The organism is Streptomyces sp. NBC_01016 (assembly GCF_026341035.1).
Lineage (GTDB): Bacteria > Actinomycetota > Actinomycetes > Streptomycetales > Streptomycetaceae > Streptomyces.
Genome location: NZ_JAPEOQ010000001.1, coordinates 5,166,863 through 5,184,796, shown reverse-complemented (window position 1 = coordinate 5,184,796; position 17,934 = coordinate 5,166,863). Strand labels below are relative to the sequence as shown.

The following is a 17,934-nucleotide window of genomic DNA, read 5'->3' as shown; positions in this document are numbered from 1 at the left end:
ACGGCCGGGAGCCGCGGCGGCCGCGCACCCGTGAGCTGGGACTCGGCTAACCTTGCTGAACGATGAACCGCACAGATCAGCCCGCGCCGGCCCCTCGCCTGACCACTCCCTGGGGAGACGTCGACCTCACCCGCTTCCCGGAGAACCCCCGCGACCTGCTGCGCGCATGGGACGCCGCGGACACGTACCTGCTGCGGCACCTCGCCGACACGGGAACGGACCTGACGGGCGCGGTGACGGTGGTGGGCGACCGCTGGGGCGCGCTGGCCACGGCGCTCACGGGGATCCCCGGCTGTACGCCGACCCTGATCTCGGACTCGCACCTCGGCCAGCAGGCGACGTACGCGAACCTGACCCGGAACGAGCACACGGGCACCCGCCTCCTCACCACGCAGGACACCCCTCCCGCGACCATCGACGTCCTCCTCGTCCGCGTCCCGAAGAGCCTCGCCCTCCTCGAGGACCAACTGCACCGCCTGCGGCCCGCCGTGCACGCGAACACGGTGGTGATCGGCACCGGCATGGTGAAGGAGATCCACACCTCGACGCTGAACCTGTTCGAGCGGATCATCGGCCCGACGCGTACGTCGCTGGCGGAGAAGAAGGCGCGGCTCATCTTCACGGAGCCGGACCCGACGCTCGCCCCGGCCCCGAACCCGTGGCCGCACACCTACCAACTCCCATCCGACATCGGCCCGTTGTCCGCTCGCCCGGTGGTCAATCACGCGGGCGTGTTCTGCGCGGAGCACCTCGACATCGGCACCCGTTTCCTCCTCCAGCACCTCCCGCGGGCCACGGACGCGCGCAGGATCGTCGACCTGGGCTGCGGCAACGGAGTCGTCGGCACGAGCGCCGCGCTCACCCACCCGAACGCGGACGTCCTCTTCACGGACGAGTCGCACCAGGCGGTGGCTTCGGCGGAGGCCACGTACGCCGAGAACGTCGGAGACCGACCGGGCAAGGCCGAATTCCGCGTCGCCGACGGCCTCGCCGACACACCTCCCGGCAGCGTGGACCTGATCCTGAACAACCCGCCGTTCCACACCCACCAGGCCACGACGGACGCGACGGCGCACCGCATGTTCACCCAGGCCCGCGCGGCACTCCGCCCCGGCGGCGAGCTGTGGGTGGTGGGCAACCGTCACCTCGGCTACCACGTCAAGCTGCGCCGCCTGTTCGGCAACAGCCAACTGGTCGCCAGCAACGCGAAGTTCGTGATCCTGAAGGCGGTCAAGCGAGAGCCTCGCGACCGGCGCGGCTGAGCGCGTTCAGGCGGACCGGATGACGTGGTGGATCGCGGCCGCGACGTCGACGGCCACATGGGTGGGCCGGTAGCCGTCCGCGGCCCAGGCCCGCCCACCCGAGACCCATACGCTCCGCAGCCCGAGCGCGTGGGCGCCCGCGATGTCGGCATGGGGTGAGTCACCGACGACCCACGCCCCCTCCAAGGGAACGCCAACGGCTTCAGCGGCCGCCCGAAAGATCTCCGGATCCGGCTTCTTGTGACCGACGGCCTCAGAAACGGCCCACCCCTGAACAAGCCGGTCGAGCCCGCTGGTCCGCATCTTCGCCACCTGCTGGGCAGTACGGCCGTTCGTCACGATGCCGCAACTCCAGCCCCCGCCCGCGCTTTGACCAACGCATCGCGAGCGTCCTCCGCCAGGACGACACGATCCGCACCACCCCCATCAAGAAGCGCACGAACGGCCGCGACAGGCACCACATCGCCGTACCTGTCCGCCATCGCCGCGGCGACTTCCCCACGCGCCGCGTAGCCACCGCCATCCAGATCCATCACCCATCCGACATCGACGGCGGCCAAGCCGTACTCGGCGAGGAAGTCCACGACGGCTGCACGGAATGCGGCATCTCGGTCGACCAGGGTGTTGTCCAGATCCAGCAACAGGAGCGGAAGCGGCATGACCGGAAGTGAATCACGCTCCGCAAAACCGAGTGCCGCCGCACGCTGTCGGCTGGTTACGCACGGGCCACGCCATGCCAGTACGCCGCGATCTTCGAGGTCTGCCGCACGATGCGGTCGGGTTGCGGCGGCGCAGGCCAGAACTGGAGGAGGTAGTGGTCGGCCGCATCGCCCTCCACACGCGTGTCAAGATCATGCCCACGGTCCATCCCCCGCCCGCTGTAGCGCACCCGGTAGTCGGTCTCCTCGAGTCCGAGCGGCCAGTCCCGCTCCCCGGCCCACTGCTGCAAGCAGGAATCGCCGGAGAGGGGCCGGAAGGACACCTCCACGATGTCCTCCCACACCGGGTCGACAGCGGGTTCACGGTCGTGGACTTCTACGGTGAAGCCCACATCCCCCGTGTGCAGTCCGGTGACCAGCCACAGAAAGCCCGGGACCGCCGCACCGCACAGACCGGATGCCTGTCCGGCGAACGTCTCATCCAGATCCGGTTGATCATCGTGCTCGCTGACCACGTAGACCTGCCCATACGAAACATGAACCTCACCCGTAACCGGCCTGTGCACCAGGGCCCCTCCCCATACAGGCCGCCAGCGTCAGCGGCCATCGTGGCGTCATGCTAAGCGGCCCCACTGACAGTGCGAGGTGCTGCCACCTGCGGCCCATCCCGAGAGGCGCGACAGTGAAAACTATGAGTGCCTGAGTGGTGACGGGATGCGTATCCGTCACGTCTTCGTCTCACTCAAGGAGTCTTCATGAAGCCCATGATCAAGCTGGGTCTCACGGCAGCTGCGGCCGGCGTCGCCGTCCTCGGAACAGCTGGCATCGCCGCCGCCGACACCGACCCGTTTGGTGTGGCGCAGAATTCGCCGGGCGTCGTCTCCGGCAACGTGGCTCAGGTCCCGGTGCACATCCCGGTCAACGCCTGTGGCAACTCCCTCGATGTCGTCGGCCTGCTCAACCCGGCCTTCGGGAATGCCTGCTTCAACAAGTAGTGACGCAACGAAGCCCCCCTGCGCCGCAAAGGCGGAGGGGGGCTTCGTCGTTCGCCGGTCCTGACCCGGACCTTGTAGGAACGTCCCCCTCCGGGCCACGATGCCCGCATGAAGGGTGATCTTTTTGCGAGCGAGTACATGGTGCAGCCCGCCGTCGCGCCGGGCATGACCGTTCAGAACGCCAAGTCGATCCGGTACGTGATCGACGGCGAAATGCTGGCTCGGCAGGGGGCGATGGTCGCGTACCGGGGGAATCTGAAGTTCGAGCGGAAGGGGCAGGGCGTCGGCGGCATGCTGAAGCGTGCCGTCACCGGGGAGGGGCTTCCCGTGATGAAGGTGCACGGCCAGGGCGAGGCCTGGTTCGCGCAAGAGGCGCAGAACGTGTTCGTCGTGGACATCGAGCCCGGCGACGTGTTCACCGTCAACGGCCGCAACGTGCTCTGCTTCGACCCCACATTGACGTACGAGATCAAGACGGTGAAGGGCGCCGGGATAAGCGGCGGCGGGCTGTTCAACAGTGTCTTCACCGGGCACGGCCGGCTCGGACTCGTCTGTGAGGGCAACCCGCTGGTACTGCCGGTCTCGCCGCAGCAGCCCGTGTACGTGGACACGGACGCGGTCGTCGGGTGGACCGCCGGTCTGCGTACCTCACTGCACCGTTCGCAGTCGCTCGGCTCGATGATCCGCGGCGGGTCCGGGGAAGCGGTGCAACTCATGCTGGAGGGCGAGGGGTTCGTGGTCGTACGGCCCAGCGAGGCGAGCCCGCAGAAGCCGCAGCAGCACTAGCGCCGGTGTAGTCAGCGCTCCGGTACCTGACCAGTACCGGAGCACCAGCAGAGCGGGAATCGCTCAGACGACCAGGACCCGGCGCCCGCGCGTGTGGCCTGCCTGGCTGTCGACGTGCGCCGCCGCGGCCTCGGCCAGCGTGTACGACCTCTCGACCGGGATGTGCAGCTTCCCCCGAGAGATGAGGTCCACGGCCTCGGCCAGCGCCTGCGGCACACTCCCGGCCGCGCCCGAGAACCGGACCCCGAACTCGGGCGCACCGAGGTCGGCGATGGAGATCACCTTCTGCGGGTCCCCGGTCAGTTCGACGAGTTCGCGGATCACGCCCGAGCCGGCCAGGTCGAACGCCGCGTCGACCCGGCCGATCCCCCGCACCCGCTCGACCCAGCCCTCGCCGTACGTCGTGGCGTGGGCGCCCAGGCCGCGCAGGTAGTCCTGGTTCGCGGCCCCGGCCGTACCGATCACCTTGATGCCGCGGTCGCGGGCGATCTGCAGCACCGCAGAGCCCACTCCCCCGGACGCGCCGCTGACGAGCAGTGTCTGCCCCGGCCGGACACCGGACTCGCGGATGAGGCGCAGTGCGGTCTCCACCACGGACGGGTATCCCGCGGCCTCTTCGAACGTCAGCTCCTCGGGCATGCGGGCCCAAGCCGTCAGCACGGCGAACTCGGCGTAGGTGTCGATTCCTTCGCCGAACACCCGGTCCCCGACCTCGGCCCCTTCGACGCCCTCACCGACCTCGTCCACCACCCCCGCGGCGTCAAGGCCGACCCCGGAGGGCAGTTCGATCGGATGGGCCCCCAGCACCTGCCCCTCGCGGATCCTCCAGTCGACGGGGTTCACGCCGGCAGCGCGCACGGCGATGCGTATCCGGCCGGGGCCCGCATGGGGATCCTCGGCGTCGATCAGGTGCAGCACGTCAGGGCCGCCGAACTCGGCGAAGCTCACTTTTTTCATGCGGCCGACCGTAACACTAACCGTTAGTGTTTCACGACGGTTAGTTTTTTATAGCTGTTGTTCTTTTGCATCTGCTAGCGTTCGAGCATGACCGAGCCGCCGTCCGGACGTCGCGAGCGCAAGAAGGCCGCGACCCGCCAGAAGATCGCCGATACCGCCCTGCGGCTCTTCCTGGATCGCGGGTACGACGCGGTGGGCATCCGCGACGTGGCCGCCGAGGCCGACGTGGCCGTGACCACGGTCTTCTCCCACTTCGCCTCGAAAGAGGCCCTGGTCTTCGAGCAGGACCAGGACTTCGAGCAGCGCCTCACGCGGGCAGTCAACGACCGGGCGCCGCACGAGCCCCTCATCCCCGCACTGCGCCGCGAGATCGAGGCCCTGGTCCGGCACTGCACAGCGGACAGCTCCGCCCCGATCTGGCAGATGATCGAGTCCTCGCCGGCCCTGCGGAAGTACGACGAGTCGATGCGGCTGCGCCACGCGGAGTCGCTGGCCGCGGCCATCGCCGCCGACCCCGACCTGCCGCACACCGCCACGGCCTGCCGGACGATCGCGAGGTTCGTGATCGACGCGTTCGCGCTGGCCCGCGAGGCGGCCGAACCGGACGCCGCACTCGACGAGATCTTCCGGATGGTCGAGGCCGCCTGGGAGGCCGGCCGCCCCGCGACCGACGCCATCGCCGACACGGACACGGACACGGACACCGACACAGGCGCCAAAGCGACGGCCTGAGGGGCGCCCTAGAAGACGTGCGGCGTCGCGTTCGCGTGTTCCTCCACCGCGATCCGCGCCAGCTTCGTCAGCATCATTCCGTTGCGGACCGCCACCAGGTAGTCCACCGGGAGCCCGTGCATCCGCGTGCCCGGCCCCCTGAGCGGGTGCCAGTCGAGGACGAAGAGGGTGTGCTCGGCCCACGGGATGAGGGTCATCGCGATGCGGGCGGCCCCGAACGGGTCCGCCTTCGCCTCGAGTTCGAGGCGCTGCTCCGGCTCGCAGATCCGGACCGTGCTGGTGTCGTCGAGGGTCAGCGGGCCGAGGCCGACCCGCACCTTGAGCGCGGCGCCCACATCCGGCCACGCGGGATCGACGTCGAGCACCTGCCGGGTTCCCGTCACCCACTCCCCGTAGCGGTATCCGTCCGAGAGCAGCGCCCAGACCTCGGAGGGTGAACTCAGGATCAGTCGACGGGTTCTGGCCATGGGGTCCGTCACGCTCCTGTTCCCGTGTTCCCAGCGGACACGGATGCCGTATTTCAGGACAAAACTAACAGCGGGCCCGCCCCCTCGCCCGAGGAGGCGGGCCGCGCCCGGATCGGTCCATCGGTCCCGAAGGTCGCGTATACGTCGCGTACACACGGGGGCTCCGCGACAATTGCGCGATGACAGCGACGGCTGGTCCTACTCCCGACGCCGCCCCCGGCATCCGGCTCTCGTCGGCGCGCGGGCGGTGGATCCTCGCGTGCGTGGTGCTGGCGTCCGGGATGGCCATGCTCGACGGGACGGTCGTCAACGTCGCCCTCCCGACCATGGGACGCGACCTCGGCGCCTCCCTGTCCGCGCTCCAATGGGTCGTCAACGCCTACATGCTGACGCTGTCCGCGCTGCTCCTGTGGGGCGGCGCGATGGGCGACCGGATCGGGCGACGGCGGGCGCTCGTCCTGGGCGTGGCATGGTTCGCGGTCGCCTCGGCGGCGTGCGGACTCGCCCCGAACGAGGGCACGTTGATCGCGGCGCGGGCGCTGCAGGGGGTCGGCGGGGCGCTGCTGACCCCCGGGTCGTTGGCGCTGGTGCGGTCGGTGTTCCACCCCGACGACCAGGCCCGCGCGGTGGGCGCCTGGTCGGGTCTTACCGGCGTCGCGGGGGCGCTCGGGCCGTTCCTCGGTGGGTGGCTGATCGATGGGCCCGGGTGGCGGTGGATCTTTCTCATCAATGTGCCGATCGCCGTCGTCGTGCTGGTCATCGCCCTGCGCCACGTCCCCGAGAGCCGGGACGCCGCGGCCGCGGACGCCCCCTTCGACCAGGTCGGTGCCGTGCTCGCGGCGGTGTGTCTGGCCGGGGTGAGTTACGCGCTGATCGGGTCGTCGGGCGGTGCGTTCTCCGTGGCGGCCGGCCTCGCCGCGCTCGTCGGTGTCGCCGCGGGTGTCGCCTTCGTGGCCGTGGAGCGGCGGCGGGCCGCGCCGATGCTGCCGCCGTCGCTGTTCCGCTCGCGCCTGTTCAGCGCCGCGAACGGGATGACGCTGTGCCTCTACGCGGGGATCGGCGGCATCCTCTTCATGCTGCCCGTCCAGCTTCAAGTCGCCCTGGGGTACGACGCGTTGCAGGCGGGAGTGGCGACGTTGCCGGTGACCGCGATGATGCTGCTGCTGTCGCCCAGGGCCGGTGATCTGGCGCGCCGGGTGGGGCCGACGCCGCCCCTGGTCGTGGGACCTGTCGTCGCCGCGGTCGGGGCGCTGCTCATGTTGCGGATCGGTCCGGGGTCGCCGTACGCGACCGATGTGCTGCCCGCGGTCGCCGTCCTCGGGCTCGGCATGAGCCTCTTCGTGGCCCCGCTGACGACGACGGTGCTCGCGTCGGTGGAACCGGAGCACGCCGGCCTCGCCAGTGGCGTCAACAACACGGCGGCGCGGGTCGCACAGCTGCTGGTGGTCGCCGCGCTGCCGCTGGCCGTCGGCCTGTCTGGCGATGCGTACACGCGGCCCGAGTCCGTGGACACGTCGTTCCACCGGGCCGCGGCCGGCTGCGCCGCGCTGTTCGTACTGGGCGCCGCCACGGCGGCCCTGTTCATCCGGCCCCGCTCGGTGCGCCCGCGCCTGGAGGCCGCGCCCCGCCCGCAGTGCCGGTCCCATCTCGGGGTCTCCGCACCGGCGTTGGAACCGGGCGCCGAGCGGCGCCGGTAGGCAGGGCGCAGTCGTACGTCGGCCGCGGCCGCGAATTCGCGTGCAAGCGGCGCCCAACCCTGATGGGATCATCCGTCGTGAACGACGACTTCCTCAGCAACCCGGACCTGACGGACAGGATGGAGCGGAATCTGGCGGAGCACGCCTGCCATCTGCATCGCGGCATGGGCGGCGCGACCGTCACGGAGGCCGATGACCTCCTGATTGCCGATAGCGGCCTGGACGACGACACCTTCAACATCGTCGCCGCGGCCCGCTTCACCGACGGCACCTCGGCGGCACGTATCGCCGAGACGCAGCGCGCGCTGGCTCGCACCGGGCGTCCGTTCTCCTGGTGGGTCGGGCCCGCCTCGACGCCACCGGACCTCGGCGCCCGCCTGGCAGCGGCCGGTCTACCGACGGCCGAACGCGAGACGGCGATGTGGGCCGAGCTGGACGACACCCTGCCGGCGCCCGACGTGCCCGGACTGGACATCCAGGCGGTGGCCACGCCCGAGCAACTCGCCGACTACGCCGCCGTTCTCGCCGCGAACTGGACCCCGCCCGCCGACACGGTCCGCCGCTTCTTCGCCCAGGCCGCTCCCCTGGCCCTCGACCCGCACTGTGAGGCCCGCTATCTGGTCGGCTACGTGGACGGCCGCCCGGTCTGCTCGGCCGAGGTGTTCCACCACGCGGGGGTCGCCGGGATCTACAACATCAGTACGCTGTCGGCCCACCGCCGGCGCGGCTACGGCGGCGCCATGACCCTCGCCGCACTCCACACGGTCCTCGACCGGGGCCACCGCATCGCGGTCCTCCAGGCGTCCCCCGACGGCGAACCCGTGTACCGCAGGTTGGGGTTCCGCACCTGCGGCGAGTTCACCGAACACGCCGTCACGCCCTGACCCGGCCCCTCGAAACCATCACGGGCCGGGGCGTGGGGGCCCCTGCCGCTGCAGCAGTCGGCGGCACTGTCGGACCCGGCGGGGCCGCCCCGACAACACGTAGCCGGCTGACGTAGGGTTCCTCCCCGCGGCCGCTGCCGCCCCACCCCATGTCAGGGCGCCAGCGGCCGTTGGCACGCCCCCCACCCACCCCAAAGAAGCGCGCCGGCACAGCACGGCGCCGCACTGACGATCCCGGAACGAGGGCCCCACCGTGACCGAGACCAGTACCCGACCCGCCCCCGCGGCGGACCTTCCGCCGCCCTCCCTGTCGACGAAGCGGCGCCGCTTCCTGACCAAGCTGTGCATGGTGATCGCGGGCGGCATGTTCATCGACGGGTTCATCCTCGGCAGCACGGGCGTCGTGATGCCGGCGATATCGAAGGACCTGGGCCTGTCGTCCGCCGGCGAGGGGCTCATCGCCGCGGCCGCGCTGCTCGGCATCTTCCTCGGCGGCCCGGTCGGCGGCTATCTGGCCGACCGGTTCGGCCGCAAATCGATGTTCACCATCGACCTCGCCCTGTTCCTGGTCTGCTCCGTCGCCCAGTTCTTCGTCACCGAGGCGTGGCAGCTCGTCGTGGTCCGCCTCGTCATGGGCCTGGCCATCGGCGCCGACTACTCCATCGGCTGGCCGCTGCTCGCCGAGTTCGCACCCGCCCGCCTGCGCGGCCGGCTGCTCGCCGTACAAGAAGTCGCCTGGTACGTCGGCTACCTCATCTCCTACGCGGCCGGCTACGCCCTGATCGCGTCCACGTCCGTCAGCTGGACCGTCATCCTCGGGCTCAGCACCGTCCCGACGGTCATCGTCCTGCTGCTCCGCCTCGGCACCCCCGAGTCACCGCGCTGGCTGATGAGCAAGGGCAGGACCGAGGAGGCCACCGCCCTGGCGAGCGAGTACCTGGAAGAGGAGGACCAGCGCGACCTCCACACCCCGGCGCCGCGCACCGGGGGAGGCTTCGGCCGGCTGTTCTCCCCCGAGTACCGCAAGGCCACGATCTTCGTGAGCGTCTTCTGGGTCTGCAACGTCACCCCGTACTTCGCCATCGGCGCCTTCGCACCGACCGTCCTGGAGCACCTCGGCATCAAGGACGGCCTGACCGGCGCGCTGGCCATCAACGGGCTCGTGGTCGTCGGGTCGATGGTCTCCGTGCTGCTCATCGAACGCGTCGGACGGCGCAAGCTGGCCGTTCCGCCGTTCTGGATCTCCACCGTCGCCCTGGTCGTCGTCGCCTTCTTCTCGGGCACCTCCGCCGTCCTCGTCCTGGTCTGCTTCCTCGTCTTCTCCCTGGTGAACGCCGCGTCCACAGCGCTGTCCGGGGTGTATCCGGGTGAGGTGTTCCCCACGGAGATCCGCGGCGCGGGCGTCGGCTTCGCCACCGCCGTCTCCCGCGTCGGCGCCGCGGCCGGCACCTTCCTCCTGCCGCTCTCCGTCGACAGCCTCGGCACCTCCGTGACGATGCTCCTGGCGGCCGCCATCAGCCTGATCGGCGGCATCGTCTCGCACCGCCTGGCCCCCGAGACCAAGGGCCTGACCCTCAGCCAGGCCTGCGCCCCCGCGCAGTCGGCCTGAACCCGTAGCACCGCGACGACACGTCCCGGCTCCTGCTCGTCGGCAGGGAAGCAAAGAACCGCGACGAGCGGGAGCCGGGGCGTGAGCTCCACCTACACGCCAGAACCACGCCGGTTAAGTCTGTTCTGTCCGGTGTTCCAGGCGGTAGCTTTGACAAGAGGTCGCCCGAGGGAGGCTGATGCCATGCCGTGGTACGTCTGGCTGCTCGCCGCCGCGGGTCTTGGCGCCGCGGAGTTCTTCACGCTGACACTGGTCTTCGGGCTGTTCGCGGGTGCGGCCCTGGTGGCGGCGGTGGTCGCCGGCGTGGGTGTCGGCCTGCTCGGCCAACTCGTGGCGCTCGGGGTCACGGCGGCCGCGGGCCTGATCCTCGTACGGCCTGTCGTGCTGCGCCACCTGGCGCAAACGCCCCTCATCCGCGACGGCAGCGATGCTTTGATCGGCAAGCGCGCCGAGGTCATGCAGGAGGTCACCGCGACCCGCGGCCTGATCAAGCTGTCCGGGGAGCAATGGTCCGCCCGCACCCTCGACGAGAGCCACGTGATCCCCGTGGGGGCGCTGGTCGACGTCATGGAGATCGAAGGCGCGACGGCGGTCGTCTACCCCCGCGAGCTCCTGCCCTGAACCGAACGGCCGACCATCCAGCAACGGAGGAAGCGTGGACGCAATTGTCATCCCGATTCTGGTGGCGGCCATCGTCGTCATCCTTCTCGTGGCCACCTCCGTGCGGATCGTCCCGCAGGCCCGCCGCTACAACATCGAACGGTTCGGCAGATACCGCCGCACCCTCCAGCCCGGCCTGAACCTCGTGCTGCCGGTGGCCGACCGCGTCAACACCAAGCTCGATGTGCGCGAACAGGTCTATTCGTCCGACCCGAGGCCGGTCATCACCGAGGACAACCTCGTGGTGAACATCGACACCGTCCTCTACTACCAGATCACCGACCCCAGGTCGGCGGCGTACGAGGTGGCCGACTACCTGCAGGCGATCGACCAGCTCACCGTGACCACGCTGCGCAACGTCATCGGCAGCATGGACCTGGAGGAGACGCTCACCTCACGCGAGGAGATCAACACCCGGCTGCGCACCGTCCTCGACGACGCCACCGGCAAGTGGGGCATCCGCGTCAATCGCGTCGAGATCAAGGCCATCGACCCGCCGAACACGATCAAAGAGGCGATGGAGAAGCAGATGCGGGCCGAGCGGGACAAGCGCGCGGCCATCCTGCACGCCGAAGGGGAACGACAGGCCAAGATCCTCACTGCGGAGGGCACGAAGCAGAAGGACATCCTGGAGGCACAGGGCACGCAGCAGGCCATGATCCTGCGGGCGGACGGCGAGGCCAAGGCGGTGGAGCGCGTCTTCCAGGCCGTCCATCGCAACAACGCCGACCCGAAGATCCTCGCCTATAAGTACCTCGAGACGCTGCCGCACCTGGCGAAGAGCGAGAACAACACGTTCTGGGTGATCCCGGGAGAGCTGACGGAGGCGGTCCGCTCCGTCTCCAGCGCCTTCGCCGACCACTCGACGATGGGGCTGCCCAAGAACGTGCAGGCCGAGGAGGCCGCCTCCGGCCACGCCGCCGACACCGCGGACGACAGCGGAACCCAGGAGATCGAGCCGGGCCCGCAGAACACCGCCGCCGCGGCCGCCGACGAGGTCGCCAAGCAGGCCGCCGCCGCGGTGAACAACGCGAAGGCCGAGGCGGAGGCCGCGAGGACACCCCAGGTGCCGGGCCGGGGGAAGCCGTCCACGGACTGAGCGAGTCCAACTCGCCTGCTTCAGCGCGTAGTTGACCGCTCGATGCGGCGATCGGCGTGGCCCCCTCCTCGACCATTCCTCACCGGTCGGTGTCCGGAGGTGGGACCGGCCGCTCCGACAGCACGGGTTCCGCGCGGAGTTCGGGCCCGCGCAGCCTCAGCAGCGCCTCGAACTCCCGCGTGCGGCCCGCCTGGTACGCGGCGATGCTCTCGGGGTCGTACTCGTAGAAGCCGGTGTGGTCCTGGAGGCCGCGGCGGTGGGTCGCCATGTTGTCCTCGACCACGGCCGGCGCGCGGAACCGGTCGCCGAGCTGGGCGGTGAGGTAGCGGGAGGCGTAGTACAGGATGTCCCCGCCGCCCCAGTCGATGAACTCCAGGGGGCCCAGGACGGAGAAGCGTGTTCCGAGGCCGGCGCGTACGGCGAGGTCGATGTCGGTGGCGGTCGCGACGCCCTCCTCGACCATGCGGGCGGCCTCGTTCATGACGAGGGCCTGGAGCCGGGGCACGATGTAGCCGGCCGCGGGTCCGCACACCACCGGTATCTTGCCGATCCGCCGGAGCAGCCCGGTCATCCGCTCCACCTGCCCGGGGTCGGTACGGTCGCCGCGGCTGACCTCGACGAGGGGCATGAGGTCGGCGGGGTTCAGCCAGTGCGCGTTCAGGACGCGGCTCGGGTCGTCGACGAGGTCGGCGATCTCGGTGACGAGGAAGGTCGACGTGGTCGAGGCGATGACCGCGTCGTCCGCCACGTGCGCGTCGACCCAGGAGAGGATGTCGCGCTTGACGTCGATGACCTCGGGCACGGCCTCGAACACCACGTCCGCGTCGGCGAGTCGGATCTGCGCGGACTCGCGGTCGCAGACGACGAGTTGGGGTGGCCGGCCGGAGTCGGCACGTAGGTGTTCCCGGATCTGCTGCTCGGCCGCCTTTCGGTACGGCGCCCGGTCCTCGTCCGTCTCCTTGACGTCCGCGAGGGTGACGTCCATGCCCGCGGCCAGGAAGGCGCGCGCGATGCCCTGTCCCATGCGTCCGGCACCGACCACCACCACGTCGATGCGTTGCGTCGCTTCGGTGTCTTCCGTGTCCGTCATGCCGGCAACCCTTCGTGAAGCAGCTTGGTCAGTTCGGGACGGGTGAGCCGGGCCAGGCCGAGGGACTCCAGCGTGCGGCCTTCGGCGTACAGATCCTTGCCTGTGACGGCGGACGCGATGCTCAACAGGCCCTGTGCGACCGGTGTTTGGATGCCGGCCCAGCGTCCGACCGACACCAGGAACGACAGGCCGAGGCGGGTGTCCTCCAACATGTACCGGTGGTCGAGCAGGTCGATCTTCTCCCGCCAGTCGCCGCTGTCCGTGAGCCGTTCGTGGGCGGCGCGGCCGTACATCCACTCGTCGCCGTCCGTCGCGTAGTGGTCGGCGAGCGGGAAGTGCGGGGCGGCGTACCCGAGCGCCTCGCGGACCGCGATCCGTTCGGCGTCGAGGGCGTCGGTGACCCAGCGGATCGACGGCTGGGTCCCTTCGTTGTGGATGTCCCAGGACGAACTGTGCTCCAGCGGACCGGCGTTCATGAGGATGAGCGGCGGATGGATCACCGGGCCCGCGTTCATGAGCGCGCCACTGAGGCTGTCCTCGACCGGTTCGACGGACGGGTAGGCCTCCCGCAGCACGCGGAACGCCGCGTCGGAGGAGCGGACCGGGAAGACGCCGGTGGGCAGCCGCGTCGCGTACCCGCTCACCACCACCTCGGCCGGTCCGTGCGTACGCGCCAGATAGGGCAGCGTGCCGGTCTCGGCGAGCGCGACGTCCGCCGTGTTGCCCGCCTCGGCCATCGCCTTGGCGAAGAGCAGCGTGCCGAAGGTACCCGGCGGCAGGAACACCACCTGGCCGTCCCGGAGCAGCGGTGCCACCCGGGCGGCCAGGTCCTCGTGCACGGTGGCCGGCAGCGGTACGACCACGAGTGTCGCGCCGCGTACGGCTTCCGCGAGGTCCGCGACGGGATGGATGGCCCCGGCGCGTGCCGTGTCGCTCACCGGTACGTTCCTGCTGCCGCGATGGTCGCGGACGCCGAGGGCGCCGAGGGCGCGCAGCGCGTCCAGGGCCATGGTGTCCCGCCGCCACCAGCGCACGGTGTGGCCGTTCTCCGCGAGTTCCGCCGCCGCGGCGAAGCATCCGTGTCCGCCGCCGAGGATGGTGATGTCCATGAGTGGTCCCGTTCCCTTCAGTTGAGCGTACGAAGCGCGGTTGCGCGGGTCGTGCTAGGTGGCGACGTTCGGCTCCTGTGCGATGGCGCCCGGTCCTTGGGCTGCGAGCCGTTCCTCGCGTGCGAGGCTCCGGCGGAAGTGTGCGCAGCCGCGCCACAGCAGCACGATGCTGCCGACCGAGGCGACGCCGTACACGAGCGACAGGGACGTGCCGATGCGCCCGGCCGATCCGAGCAGTTCGTCCGTGACCAGCGCGACCAGCGTGGTACCCAGGCCCACGGCGGCCAGGTTCGAGATGAGCAGGAAGACGGCGGACACCTGGGCGCGCATCTGGTTCGGGCTGAGCACCTGCATGGCGGCAGTGGACGCGGGCATCGGGAACGAGGCGAAGAACATCGTGACCGCGAGCAGCGCCAGCGACAGCCACAGGGGTCTGACGTGCGGGAAGACGATGACGGGGACGAGCATGCCGATCGCGCCGACGACCCCGGCGCGCATCGCTCCGTCCGGGTGTCCGAGCTTGGTGAGCCGGTCGACCAGCCACCCACCGAAGAGCACACCGGAGCCGTTGGCCAGCAGGACGACACCACCCAGCACATAGCCGACCTCGGTCGCGCTCAGCCCGAACGCGCGCATGTAGAAGGCCGGTACCCATGCCATGAGGCCGAGCAGCACCATCGCGTAGCAGGAGAAGCCCGCGTAGTGGCAGAAGAACGTCCGTGCGTGGCTGCGCAGGAAGGTGAACACATCGCGCATGGCCACCTTCCGTACGGCGCCCGCGGAGTCCCGGGCCAGCCCGCGTCGCACCGGGTCGCGGACCGTCAGCAGGAACACGAGCGCGACGAGCAGTCCGGGCAGACCGATGATGAAGAACGTCAACTGCCAGGCGTGCACGTCTCCGACGAGCGGCAGGGAGACCCGGTCGACGTCCTTGAGCAGCCCGATGACGTACCCGCCGATGAAGAACGCGGCGCTGCCTCCGATGAACGAGCCGAGCGAGTAGATCCCGGCCGCCCGGCCCAGCCTGCTCTTCGGGTACATGTCGCTGAACATCGAGTACGCGGACGGGGTCAGCGACGCCTCGCCGACACCCACCCCGACGCGGGCCAGGAACATGTGGGCGAACCCCTTGCTCAGCCCGGAGAGCGCGGTGGCCAGACTCCACAGCGCGATGCCGATGGAGATGATCACGGGGCGCGAACGGCGGTCGGCGAGCGCCGCGATGGGCAGTCCCATCACCGCGTACAGCACGGAGAAGGCGAGCCCGCTCAGGAGGCTGAACTGCGTGTCCGTCAGGCTGAGATCGCGCTTGATGGGCTCGATCATCAGCGACAGGGCCTGGCGGTCCACGAAGGACAGGACGTACGCGGCCGTACAGATGCCGACGATGTAGGACTTGTACCGCTCGGACATGCGGGGTTCGGGTTCGATTTCGGACAGCAGTGATGGCTCGGTCATGGGACGGCGCCTCATCGGGTCTGGGTGGGGTGGTGCCCGGTACGAGATGGTGCTGGCCAAACGAGTTCAGAGGCTATCCACGCCCAACTCGCCCAGCCATCCCGGGAATCCCGGTGCGGAGTCGGGGATTTCCCGCATCACCTCGGCCGCCGACTGTCACCGCGGCGATGGGCGGTGCGGGAGCGGGTGCCTGGAGGTCCTAGAGTGGGGCCGGTCTTGAAACAGCAAGGAAATGGGGATCAAGTGGTCGACATGGCAGCCGCGGCGCGGAAGGTCTTCGACCGGTACGACGTCGACGGGGACGGGCAGTTGACTGCCGAGGAGTACCGGCAGGTCGTCGCGGAGCTCGGCGACACGGGCGTCACCGCGGAGGCCGCGCAGGAGCTCATCGACACCATCGACAGCGATGGTGACCGCAAGGTCTCGTTCGAGGAGTTCCGGGCCTCCATGGGGCTCTGACCCCGAGCCACCGCGTGTGCCCCCGGATCCGCGGATCCGGGGGCACAGGCATGTGTGCATCGGCAGGCACCGGACATGAAGGTGACTTGCGGTGCTTCGGTCGCTGGGAGTAGGTCCTGCGCCCGAGGCGCGCTGCGCGCCTGCTTGGCTAGGGTCGGCCCTCATGGAGACCACAGGAATCGTCCGCCGCCGGACGGCGGAGCGCTTGCGCGACGCTCTGGAGCGGCTCGCCACCGAACGGGACGTATGGGTGTCGACGGCCCACCCCGATCACGGTCCGCACCAGGTGCCGCTGTGGTTCCTGTGGGACGGGAGCGCGGCGTGGCTGTGCACCGGCGCCGCGTCCGCGACCGCGCGCAACGTCCGCGAAGAACCGCGTGTGCACCTGTCGCTGCCGGACACCTTCGACGTACTGCTCCTCCAGGGTGAGGCGGAGTGCTTCCCTGACCAGGAGGTACCCGAGGGCGCGGCGGCGGCGTTCGCCGAGAAGTTCGGGTGGGATCCACGCTCGGAGGACGGCTCCTTTGTGTACGTACGCGTGATCCCGCGGACCGTGCGCGCCTGGCGCGGCGAGCCGGAACTGCGCGGGCGGGTCATCATGCGCGACGGGATTTGGCTGGAATAGGGGCACCCTCTTCGTCCGGTTCGTCGGCCGCTTCGGCGCGTGGCCGGCGCCACCAGTGGTCGCGGCGCGGGTGCAGTGCCCGGCCGAGCCTGCGCCCGATGAGCAGATAGCCGAGGAAGGCGCCCGACGCGTTGAGGATCACGTCATCGATGTCGAACGCCCGGCCGGTGACCAGCAGCCCCTGAGCGACCTCGACGGTCAGCATCACCAACGCCGTCATGAGCACCACCCGGACGAAGCCCCGGGTGCGCGGGAAGAGCACCGGCAGCAGCACTCCGAACGGCATCCCGAGGACGACGTTCCCGCCGACCTGCTTGATCGTGTCGAGCCAGTCGGGCTGGTCGAAGTACACGCGGATCGAACTGCCCGGGTCCAGGTTGGTGTGCGTCAGCGATTCCGACATGGGGGACGGAACGAGGGTGGCCTTCGCCAGCCCGACGGCGAAGGCCACCATGCAGACGAAACCAACCGCCATGACGAGGGCGCGGACCAGCCGCCGCCCCCACGAGCGCCTCTGCGTGCGGGATTCGGTTTCCATGTGCCGTCGTTTACCACGGAGTCGGCGCCGCACACGCCCTGTGTACGGCCGGAATCCATCGGTCCACTGCGGACGCGGGTTTCACGCCAAGACCTTGACACGCTCACGACCACTTGTATGGTCTAGTCCAAGCAACGGCCGTTCTGCACAAGGGAGTTCACCCGCGCCACGCGTCGGGTGAACTCCCTCCTGCCCCACTTCGCGCCTCTTGGCCCCACCCTCGAGAGGCCGGCCCGAGCGTGCGCCCCCACTTCACGCACGCCCCGGGAAGACCTGAAGTGAAGGAGTACGCATGAACGCCAGAAGGAAGACCGCCGCGCTCATCGGCGCGGCCCTGGCCCCGGTCATCGCCGTCAGCCTTCCCGCCGGTTCGGCGAGCGCCCACGGCTACATCTCCACCCCGCCCAGCCGACAGGCACAGTGCGCGGCAGGCACCGTCTCCTGCGGTGACATCACCTACGAACCGCAGAGCGTCGAAGGCCCCAAGGGACTGACGAGCTGTAGCGGCGGCAACAGTCGGTTCGCCGAACTCGACGACGACTCCAAGGGCTGGGTCGCCACACCGGTCTCCCGCAATGCCGCCTTCGAATGGAAGCTGACGGCGCAGCACGCCACCAGCACCTGGCAGTACTTCGTCGGCGGCCAGGAGATCGCCGAGTTCAACGACAACGGCGCGAAGCCGGGCGCCACGGTCACTCACCAGGTGGACTTCGGTTCACTGACGGGCCATCAAAAGGTCCTGGCCGTCTGGAACATCGCGGACACGACGAACGCGTTCTACTCCTGCATCGACGTGAACGTCGGCGGCTGAGCGAGCACCCCGGTACGGCGGCGTCGCGGGCCCTTCC

General features: G+C 70.0%; 21 protein-coding genes. 12 read left to right on the top strand and 9 right to left on the bottom strand.

The features are described 5' to 3' along the window. Window positions 1–62: 62 nt before the first annotated feature. A complete protein-coding gene (locus tag OG746_RS23265; protein WP_266717499.1) occupies window positions 63–1,262 on the top strand; it encodes a methyltransferase in 1,200 nt (399 codons plus the stop codon). Between the two features lie 6 nt (window positions 1,263–1,268). On the opposite strand, the gene OG746_RS23260 is transcribed toward OG746_RS23265, so the two are convergent. The 3 genes from OG746_RS23260 to OG746_RS23250 are packed head-to-tail and all read right to left on the bottom strand — an operon-like array spanning window position 1,269 to window position 2,436. Beyond that, window positions 1,269–1,601 (bottom strand): HAD family hydrolase, encoded by a 333-nt coding sequence (locus OG746_RS23260; RefSeq protein WP_266717497.1) that lies wholly within the window; start codon window positions 1,599–1,601, stop codon window positions 1,269–1,271. Continuing rightward, the gene (locus OG746_RS23255) at window positions 1,598–1,921 is read right to left on the bottom strand and encodes a hypothetical protein (RefSeq protein ID WP_266717495.1); all 324 of its coding nucleotides are present in this window, start codon (window positions 1,919–1,921) and stop codon (window positions 1,598–1,600) included. Before OG746_RS23255 ends, OG746_RS23260 begins: the two co-directional genes overlap by 4 nt. A gap of 56 nt (window positions 1,922–1,977) precedes the next feature. Next, window positions 1,978–2,436 carry a hypothetical protein gene (locus OG746_RS23250; protein ID WP_266717493.1) on the bottom strand — a complete coding sequence of 153 codons (459 nt, stop codon included), beginning with the start codon at window positions 2,434–2,436 and terminating at the stop codon, window positions 1,978–1,980. 240 nt (window positions 2,437–2,676) lie between these two features. Here OG746_RS23250 and OG746_RS23245 point away from each other — a divergent pair, with 240 nt between their 5' ends. Together OG746_RS23245 and OG746_RS23240 are read left to right on the top strand one after the other, a co-directional pair. Continuing rightward, a complete protein-coding gene (locus OG746_RS23245) occupies window positions 2,677–2,916 on the top strand; it encodes a chaplin (RefSeq protein ID WP_323179649.1) in 240 nt (79 codons plus the stop codon). A 108-nt stretch (window positions 2,917–3,024) separates the two neighbouring features. After that, entirely contained in the window at window positions 3,025–3,702 is a 678-nt protein-coding gene (locus tag OG746_RS23240) for an AIM24 family protein (RefSeq protein ID WP_266717491.1), read from the top strand. A 63-nt stretch (window positions 3,703–3,765) separates the two neighbouring features. Here the strand turns inward: OG746_RS23240 and OG746_RS23235 are convergent, their stop codons facing one another. Then, window positions 3,766–4,659 (bottom strand): NADP-dependent oxidoreductase, encoded by an 894-nt coding sequence (locus OG746_RS23235; protein ID WP_266717489.1) that lies wholly within the window; start codon window positions 4,657–4,659, stop codon window positions 3,766–3,768. Window positions 4,660–4,746: 87 nt separating this feature from the next. On the opposite strand from OG746_RS23235, the gene OG746_RS23230 reads away from it, so the two are divergent. Next, window positions 4,747–5,391, top strand: coding sequence for a TetR/AcrR family transcriptional regulator (locus OG746_RS23230; protein ID WP_266717487.1), 645 nt, complete (start codon window positions 4,747–4,749; stop codon window positions 5,389–5,391). Between the two features lie 8 nt (window positions 5,392–5,399). On the opposite strand, the gene OG746_RS23225 is transcribed toward OG746_RS23230, so the two are convergent. Next, window positions 5,400–5,858, bottom strand: coding sequence for an SRPBCC family protein (locus OG746_RS23225; protein WP_266717485.1), 459 nt, complete (start codon window positions 5,856–5,858; stop codon window positions 5,400–5,402). A gap of 179 nt (window positions 5,859–6,037) precedes the next feature. Between OG746_RS23225 and OG746_RS23220 the strand changes: the two genes are divergently transcribed. The 5 genes from OG746_RS23220 to OG746_RS23200 all read left to right on the top strand — a co-directional run bounded on the left by OG746_RS23220 (window position 6,038) and on the right by OG746_RS23200 (window position 11,807). After that, window positions 6,038–7,555, top strand: a complete 1,518-nt coding sequence (locus OG746_RS23220; protein ID WP_266717483.1) for an MFS transporter — start codon at window positions 6,038–6,040, stop codon at window positions 7,553–7,555. 119 nt (window positions 7,556–7,674) lie between these two features. After that, window positions 7,675–8,439, top strand: a complete 765-nt coding sequence (locus tag OG746_RS23215) for a GNAT family N-acetyltransferase (RefSeq protein ID WP_266719142.1) — start codon at window positions 7,675–7,677, stop codon at window positions 8,437–8,439. 253 nt (window positions 8,440–8,692) lie between these two features. Beyond that, window positions 8,693–10,048 (top strand): MFS transporter, encoded by a 1,356-nt coding sequence (locus tag OG746_RS23210; RefSeq protein ID WP_266717482.1) that lies wholly within the window; start codon window positions 8,693–8,695, stop codon window positions 10,046–10,048. Between the two features lie 183 nt (window positions 10,049–10,231). Continuing rightward, window positions 10,232–10,669 carry an NfeD family protein gene (locus OG746_RS23205; RefSeq protein ID WP_266717480.1) on the top strand — a complete coding sequence of 146 codons (438 nt, stop codon included), beginning with the start codon at window positions 10,232–10,234 and terminating at the stop codon, window positions 10,667–10,669. Window positions 10,670–10,703: 34 nt separating this feature from the next. Further along, complete coding sequence (locus tag OG746_RS23200) at window positions 10,704–11,807, top strand: SPFH domain-containing protein (RefSeq protein WP_266717478.1); 1,104 nt, start codon at window positions 10,704–10,706, stop codon at window positions 11,805–11,807. Between the two features lie 79 nt (window positions 11,808–11,886). Here OG746_RS23200 and OG746_RS23195 read toward each other — a convergent pair whose 3' ends face one another. From OG746_RS23195 to OG746_RS23185, 3 genes are read right to left on the bottom strand one after another with little or no spacing between them, the layout of a single operon-like run. After that, a complete protein-coding gene (locus tag OG746_RS23195) occupies window positions 11,887–12,897 on the bottom strand; it encodes a 3-hydroxyacyl-CoA dehydrogenase NAD-binding domain-containing protein (RefSeq protein ID WP_266717476.1) in 1,011 nt (336 codons plus the stop codon). Next, on the bottom strand, window positions 12,894–14,006 hold the full coding sequence (locus OG746_RS23190; RefSeq protein ID WP_266717474.1) for an NAD/NADP-dependent octopine/nopaline dehydrogenase family protein: 1,113 nt from the start codon (window positions 14,004–14,006) through the stop codon (window positions 12,894–12,896). The genes OG746_RS23195 and OG746_RS23190 overlap by 4 nt, the downstream gene beginning before the upstream one ends. 54 nt (window positions 14,007–14,060) lie before the next feature. Next, window positions 14,061–15,464 carry a spinster family MFS transporter gene (locus OG746_RS23185; RefSeq protein WP_266717472.1) on the bottom strand — a complete coding sequence of 468 codons (1,404 nt, stop codon included), beginning with the start codon at window positions 15,462–15,464 and terminating at the stop codon, window positions 14,061–14,063. 252 nt (window positions 15,465–15,716) lie between these two features. Between OG746_RS23185 and OG746_RS23180 the strand changes: the two genes are divergently transcribed. Next, window positions 15,717–15,923 carry an EF-hand domain-containing protein gene (locus OG746_RS23180; RefSeq protein ID WP_266719140.1) on the top strand — a complete coding sequence of 69 codons (207 nt, stop codon included), beginning with the start codon at window positions 15,717–15,719 and terminating at the stop codon, window positions 15,921–15,923. A 163-nt stretch (window positions 15,924–16,086) separates the two neighbouring features. Then, complete coding sequence (locus tag OG746_RS23175) at window positions 16,087–16,548, top strand: pyridoxamine 5'-phosphate oxidase family protein (RefSeq protein ID WP_266717470.1); 462 nt, start codon at window positions 16,087–16,089, stop codon at window positions 16,546–16,548. Here the strand turns inward: OG746_RS23175 and OG746_RS23170 are convergent. Further along, window positions 16,520–17,086, bottom strand: coding sequence for a VanZ family protein (locus OG746_RS23170; protein ID WP_327654138.1), 567 nt, complete (start codon window positions 17,084–17,086; stop codon window positions 16,520–16,522). The two genes, OG746_RS23175 and OG746_RS23170, sit on opposite strands and share 29 nt — an antisense overlap. Before the next feature lie 292 nt (window positions 17,087–17,378). Between OG746_RS23170 and OG746_RS23165 the strand changes: the two genes are divergently transcribed. Further along, the gene (locus tag OG746_RS23165) at window positions 17,379–17,897 is read left to right on the top strand and encodes a lytic polysaccharide monooxygenase auxiliary activity family 9 protein (RefSeq protein ID WP_266717468.1); all 519 of its coding nucleotides are present in this window, start codon (window positions 17,379–17,381) and stop codon (window positions 17,895–17,897) included. Window positions 17,898–17,934: the final 37 nt, after the last annotated feature.